The organism is Amycolatopsis antarctica (genome assembly GCF_002262875.1).
In the GTDB taxonomy this organism is placed as follows: Bacteria; Actinomycetota; Actinomycetes; order Mycobacteriales; family Pseudonocardiaceae; genus Amycolatopsis; species Amycolatopsis antarctica.
This window is the reverse complement of the sequence record NZ_NKYE01000004.1, coordinates 403,035-409,149: the sequence shown is the minus strand read 5'-3', so window position 1 is coordinate 409,149 and position 6,115 is coordinate 403,035. Positions and strand designations below refer to the sequence as shown.

Below are 6,115 nucleotides of genomic sequence, written 5' to 3'. Positions count from 1 at the left end.
GGTGATAACCAGACGAGCCTTCGACATGCCCGAGCATCCAGCCCACCCAGCCAGTCGCCGATGACCCGCGACTCGTGTCGCCTATGACCTGAGACACCTGTCGCCTATCTCCTGAGCCAGGACACTGCCGAGGGCACAACCCCAGCACCAGCGGATACAGGCCCCGGCCAGCGGAAACGCAAGCCGGGGCCTTCTTCGTGCCCACCCCGGCCAACCAGCGCTCAGCGAGAGGCATAGAGGGTGTAGATGGCAATGCCGTCGAGTAGGTCCTCCGCGAGCACGGCGGTGACAGCGAAGCCTTGCTCGCCGAGTAGCCGCTCGGCGACGGCCAGCGCCCCGTCGGTGTCCTGGATCTCGGCGACCACCTGCCTCACCCGGCCCCAATCAGCCTCGTCCAGTCCGCGCAAGACGTCCACCTCAGCGCCTTCGACGTCGACCTTCAGCAGGTCGATCGGGCGGGTCGGCTCGACTTCGGCGAGAACGTCGGAAAGCCGCCTGATCTCGACCGGAACTGTCTCGCTCTGGAAAGCGCCGTTCGTTGTCATCTCCTGAAAGGCCTGCTCGCCGAACAATTCGAGCAGCGGACCCTCCTTGAGTTCCCGGTACCGCGTGGAGTTGCCGGGCAACCGGGGGTAGAACGTGAAGTCCACCGTCGCTTCCGCGTTCTCACCCAGCCCGAACGGGAACACGGTGACCCGGTCGGCGGTGTGCAGTTCCAGATTGGCGTGCAGGGCCTCGACGAGCGCGGGATGCGGCTCGAAGGCCAGCACGTCGACCTCGGCCGCTTCCTTGCTCACGAACAAGGAGAACATTCCCACGTTCGCACCGACATCCACCACCAGCGCGCGGTCCGGGAGGTCGATCCCCTCCTGCAGATAGCTTCGCCGGGTGAACACCTCGTCGTAGATGAAGTTGATCTCGCGATACCTGCCGGATGGATCGACGGTCGCGTAACAAGCGAAGTCATCAGCCAGGTCCAGTTTCACAGCAGTCATTTTCTTCCCCTGCAACATACTCGGATTTACACACCGCGACTCGGGAGAAATCATCTGGCCGTTTCCTGTGATGCTCTCGGTGATCCTTCACAGCAGGGGTTCGGCGTCGAGTCGCTGGTGTCCGCGGGCGAATCGGGTCGTACGACGAGGGCACGTGCGACCCAGCAGACCTGGCCGTCTCTTGGGGAACGATCGCAGCGCCCTGCCATCCGTTGCCGTACCTTGCTCCTTCCTCGGCTCGATCAACCAGTCCGGCCGGCAACCACGGCCGCACCGCAGCCGCGGCGCGACCCAGTATGCCGGATACGCCGGTGCCGAGTGGCTTCGCAGTTCTCCGGCCGACGTGTTCCGCGAACCGCACAGGTGCGGAGAATCCTGGGACACGATTCTCACCCGCCGAAGTCCCATCAGACGACGGCAGCGCATATCCGTCGATAACGGTGTCAAGCAGGACAAGAAGACGCATCGACTCCCCCGCTCGAGCAGAGGCGCGCGGTCTCGCTCACGCGAGCCGCAGCAATAGCTGTCGCACCACCAGATACGCGGCTCGACGGACCCGATTGGCGAAGATCCGCCGTGCCCGCGATATGGCACGATCGCGCAGGTGACCAACAGACCCGGCACCGCCGAACAGCTTCGCGAACTGGCGCGGCTGCGCCGGGTCCGGGACCGGATCGACCGGGAGTACGCCCGCCCGCTGGACGTCGAGGCGCTCGCCCGAGGCGTGCACATGTCGGCAGGGCACCTCAGCCGCGAGTTCCGGCGCGCCTACGGCGAATCGCCGTACGCCTACCTGATGACCCGGCGCATCGAACGCGCGATGGCCCTGCTGCGCCGCGGCGACCTCAGCGTCACCGAGGTCTGCTTCACCGTCGGCTGCTCCTCGCTCGGCACCTTCAGTACCCGGTTCAGCGAGCTGGTCGGCGTGCCACCCAGCGTCTACCGCCGTCGCGCCACGCACGCGACGGCGGGCATGCCGCCGTGCGTCGCGAAGCAGGTCACCAGACCGATCAGGAATCGAGAAGCGACCTCGCCGGGCCCCACCTAGGGTCACCGCCATGGACATCACCATTCACGCGACCTTCCTTCCCCACGACGACCCGCACGCCTCTCTGGCCTTCTACCGCGACGTTCTCGGCTTCGAGGTCCGCAACGAGGTCGAGTACGGGGGCTTGCACTGGAACACCGTCGGCCCGCCCGGCCAGCCCGGCACGTCCGTCGTCCTGCATCCGCCGGGCGCGGATCCCGGCGTGACCGACGACGAGCGCCGCACCATCGCCGAGATGATGGCCAAGGGCACCTACGCCAGCCTCATGCTGGCCACCAGCGACCTCGACGGCACGTTCGAGCGCATCCAGGCCGGCGACGCCGAGATCATGCAGGAGCCGACCGACCAGCCCTGGGGGGCTCGCGACTGCGCCGTCCGCGATCCCGCGGGCAACACGATCCGCATCCAGGAGCTGCGCTGAGTCTGGTTTCCACCGCAGGGACGACCCGCTCGAAGCTGGTTAGATCGAGCGAGGCCACGTCGACGCCACACCGCACGACCGATGGAGACATGATGAGCAAGGCCGCGAGGACGGACACCAGATCGCCGGAGCCGCACGCCGCCGACGGCCACGATCTGATCCGGGTGCAGGGCGCGCGGGTGAACAACCTGCGCGACATCAGCGTCGAACTGCCCAAGCGCAGGCCGACGGTGTTCACCGGGGTCTCCGGCTCGGGCAAGAGTTCGCTCGTGTTCGCCACCATCGCCGCCGAGTCGCAGCGGATGATCAACGAGACGTACAGCGCTTTCGTGCAGGGCTTCATGCCCACGCTGGCCCGCCCGGAAGTCGATGTCCTCGAAGGACTGACCACCGCGATCATCGTCGACCAGCAGCGGCTCGGCTCCGACCCGCGGTCCACCGTCGGCACTGCCACCGACGCCAACGCCATGCTGCGCATCCTGTTCAGCAGGCTGGGAAAGCCGCACATCGGTTCGCCCCAGGCGTTCTCCTTCAACGTCGCCTCGCTCAGCGGCGCGGGCGCGGTCACCATGGAAAAGGCCGGGCGGACCGTGAAGGAGCGCCGTGAGTTCACCATCACCGGCGGCATGTGCCCGCGCTGCGAGGGCAGGGGCTCGGTCTCCGACATCGACCTCTCCCAGCTCTACGACGATTCCAAGTCGATCGCCGAGGGTGCCTTCACCATTCCCGGCTGGAAGTCCGACAGCTGGTGGACGGTGCGGACCTATGCCGAGTCGGGCCTGCTCGACCCGGACAAGCCGATCCGCAAGTACACCAAGAAGGAGATGCGGGACTTCCTCCACCACGAGCCGATCAAGGTGAAGGTCGAGGGCGTGAACCTCACCTACGAGGGACTGCTTCCCAAGATTCAGAAGTCCTTCCTGTCCAAGGACAAGGAGGCGATGCAGCCGCACATCCGCGCGTTCGTGGACCGGGCGGTCACGTTCACCACCTGCCCCGACTGCGACGGTACCCGGCTCAGTGCGGGTGCCCGGTCGTCGAAGATCGGCAAGGTCGGCATCGCCGACGCCTGCGCGATGCAGATCAGCGACCTCGCCGAATGGGTGCGGGGCCTGGACGAACCGTCCGTCGCGCCACTGCTGGCGACGCTGCGGCATACCCTCGACTCCTTCGTCGAGATCGGACTCGGCTACCTCAGTCTCGACCGCCCTTCGGGGACGCTGTCGGGCGGCGAGGCGCAGCGCACGAAGATGATCCGCCACCTCGGATCCTCGCTGACCGACGTCACCTACGTCTTCGACGAGCCCACCATCGGCCTGCACCCGCACGACATCGCGCGGATGAACAATCTGCTGCTTCAGTTGCGGGACAAGGGAAACACCGTACTGGTGGTGGAGCACAAGCCGGAGACGATCGTGATCGCCGACCACATCGTCGACATCGGCCCCGGCGCGGGCACCGAGGGCGGCACCGTCTGTTTCGAGGGCACCGTCGACGGGCTGCGGGCGGGCGACACCGTCACCGGCCGCCATTTCGACGATCGGGCCTCGTTGAAGGACACCGTGCGGACGCCCACCGGCACGCTGGAGATCCGCGGCGCGAACGCGCACAACCTGCGGGACGTCGACGTCGACGTACCGCTCGGCACGCTGGTGGTGGTGACCGGCGTCGCCGGGTCCGGGAAGAGCTCGCTGATCCGCGGCTCGGTCTCCGGCCGGGACCAGGTGGTCTCGGTGGACCAGGCGCCGATCAAGGGGTCGCGGCGCAGCAACCCCGCGACGTACACGGGCCTGCTCGAACCCATCCGCAAGGCGTTCGCCAAGGCCAACGGGGTGAAGCCGGCGTTGTTCAGTGCCAATTCCGAGGGGGCCTGCCCCACCTGCAACGGGGCCGGGGTCATCTACACCGACCTGGCCATGATGGCCGGCGTCGCCACCCCCTGTGAGGGGTGCGAGGGGAAGCGCTTCCAGGCCGAGGTGCTCGGTTACACCTTCGGCGGCAAGGACATCAGTGAGGTGCTCGCCATGTCGGTCAGTGAGGCGGGCGAGTTCTTCGGTTCCGGTGAGGCGAAGACGCCCGCCGCCCACAAGGTCCTGATCCACCTGGCCGATGTCGGTCTCGGGTACCTGCGACTCGGCCAGCCACTCACCACGCTGTCCGGTGGCGAGCGGCAGCGACTCAAGCTCGCCACCCGGATGGGCGATAAGGGCGGCGTGTACGTCCTCGACGAGCCGACCACCGGCCTGCACCTCGCCGACGTCGAACAGTTGCTCGGCCTGCTCGACCGGCTCGTCGACGCGGGCAAGTCGGTGATCGTGATCGAACACCACCAGGCGGTCATGGCACACGCCGACTGGATCATCGACCTCGGTCCCGGCGCGGGGCACGACGGTGGGCGGATCGTCTTCGAGGGCACCCCGGCCGACCTGGTCGCCGACCGTTCCACCCTCACCGGCGAGCACCTGGCGGCCTACGTCGGCGCCTGACACCGGGGTGCACGAGGAGTCCGGCGGCGGCCCCGTCCACGCCGGACTCCCTGCCCGGTCGATATGTGATCGGTGACAACGGTGCGCGGGATATTCGAGATTCCGTGCCGATGACTTCCGGGCCGGTGCGCACGAGACTTCGACGGGCCGGCCGCAACGGGGCGTCCGGGAAGCTCGAAGGATGGTCTCGTGAGCCGCACTCCTCCTCGCCGCGTCCTCGGCGCGACAGTGACCGCGCTGCTGTCGGTGGCCGCACTCCTGTTCGGTTCCGGTCACACGGCCTCCGCCGCACCCGCCCGGCAGACGTATCCGGTGGTCTACTCGCTGGCCGGCGGATTCGTCGCCAATCCCGGTTCGCTCGATCCGAACCGCGCCCCCGCCGGGTCCAACATCTGGTCCTGCGAGCCCTCGCCGGAGAAGCCGGAGCCGGTGATCCTGCTGCACGGCCTCGGCGGGAACCAGGGGCTCAACTTTCCCGCCATCTCACCGCTGCTCGCCAACAACGGGTACTGCGTCTTCTCCCTGACCTATGGCAAACAGTGGTGGCTGCCGACCGTCGGCGGGCTCCGTTCGATGCCGGACAGTGCGCGGGAACTCTCCGCGCTGGTGGACAGGGTGCTGACCACGACCGGCGCCTCGAAGGTCAAGCTGGTCGGGCATTCCGAGGGCACCACCATCGCCTCCTACTACCTCAAGGCACTCGACGGCGCGAAGAAGGCCGACGCGCTGGTCGGCTTCTCCCCCAACTACGCGGGCACCACGCTCTACGGCCTGACCGAGCTCGCGCAGAACCTGCCGCCGTTCCTGAACGCGGTTCTGGAGAGCGTGTGCATGTCCTGCAAGGAGTTCGGCAGGGGCACGCCGTTCATGGACGAGCTCAACGCGGGCGGCACGGCGGCCGTCCCCGGAGTCACGTACACCAACATCCAGCCCGCGCTGGAGGAGGTCGTGCTGCCGAACAGCAGCGGACAGCTCGATGTCCCGAACGCCACCAACCACCGGGTCGACGAGGGCTGCGCGGCCGATCTCAGCGATCACGTCTCGGTGGTCACCAGCAAGCGCGGCAACCAGATCATGCTCAACGCGCTCGACCCCGCGGACGCGAAACCCTTGCCGTGCGCGTTCAATCCACCGTTCCTGAGCTGACCGGTCCCGGGGGGAGCCG

General features: G+C 67.6%; 5 protein-coding genes. 4 read left to right on the top strand and 1 reads right to left on the bottom strand.

Going from position 1 to position 6,115, the window contains the following annotated elements:
* Positions 1-221 precede the first annotated feature (221 nt).
* Positions 222-1,049, bottom strand: a complete 828-nt coding sequence (locus tag CFN78_RS09695) for an FkbM family methyltransferase (protein ID WP_094862287.1) — start codon at positions 1,047-1,049, stop codon at positions 222-224.
* 550 nt (positions 1,050-1,599) lie between these two features.
* Here CFN78_RS09695 and CFN78_RS09690 point away from each other — a divergent pair.
* From CFN78_RS09690 to CFN78_RS09675, 4 genes are all read left to right on the top strand, one after another.
* Positions 1,600-2,043 carry a helix-turn-helix transcriptional regulator gene (locus CFN78_RS09690; RefSeq protein WP_094862286.1) on the top strand — a complete coding sequence of 148 codons (444 nt, stop codon included), beginning with the start codon at positions 1,600-1,602 and terminating at the stop codon, positions 2,041-2,043.
* A 10-nt stretch (positions 2,044-2,053) separates the two neighbouring features.
* Positions 2,054-2,464 (top strand): VOC family protein, encoded by a 411-nt coding sequence (locus CFN78_RS09685; RefSeq protein WP_094862285.1) that lies wholly within the window; start codon positions 2,054-2,056, stop codon positions 2,462-2,464.
* 92 nt (positions 2,465-2,556) lie between these two features.
* Positions 2,557-4,950: an ATP-binding cassette domain-containing protein gene (locus CFN78_RS09680; protein WP_094862284.1), complete on the top strand. Its 2,394-nt coding sequence runs from the start codon at positions 2,557-2,559 to the stop codon at positions 4,948-4,950.
* A gap of 189 nt (positions 4,951-5,139) precedes the next feature.
* Positions 5,140-6,096, top strand: coding sequence for an esterase/lipase family protein (locus CFN78_RS09675; protein WP_094862283.1), 957 nt, complete (start codon positions 5,140-5,142; stop codon positions 6,094-6,096).
* Positions 6,097-6,115 lie beyond the last annotated feature (19 nt).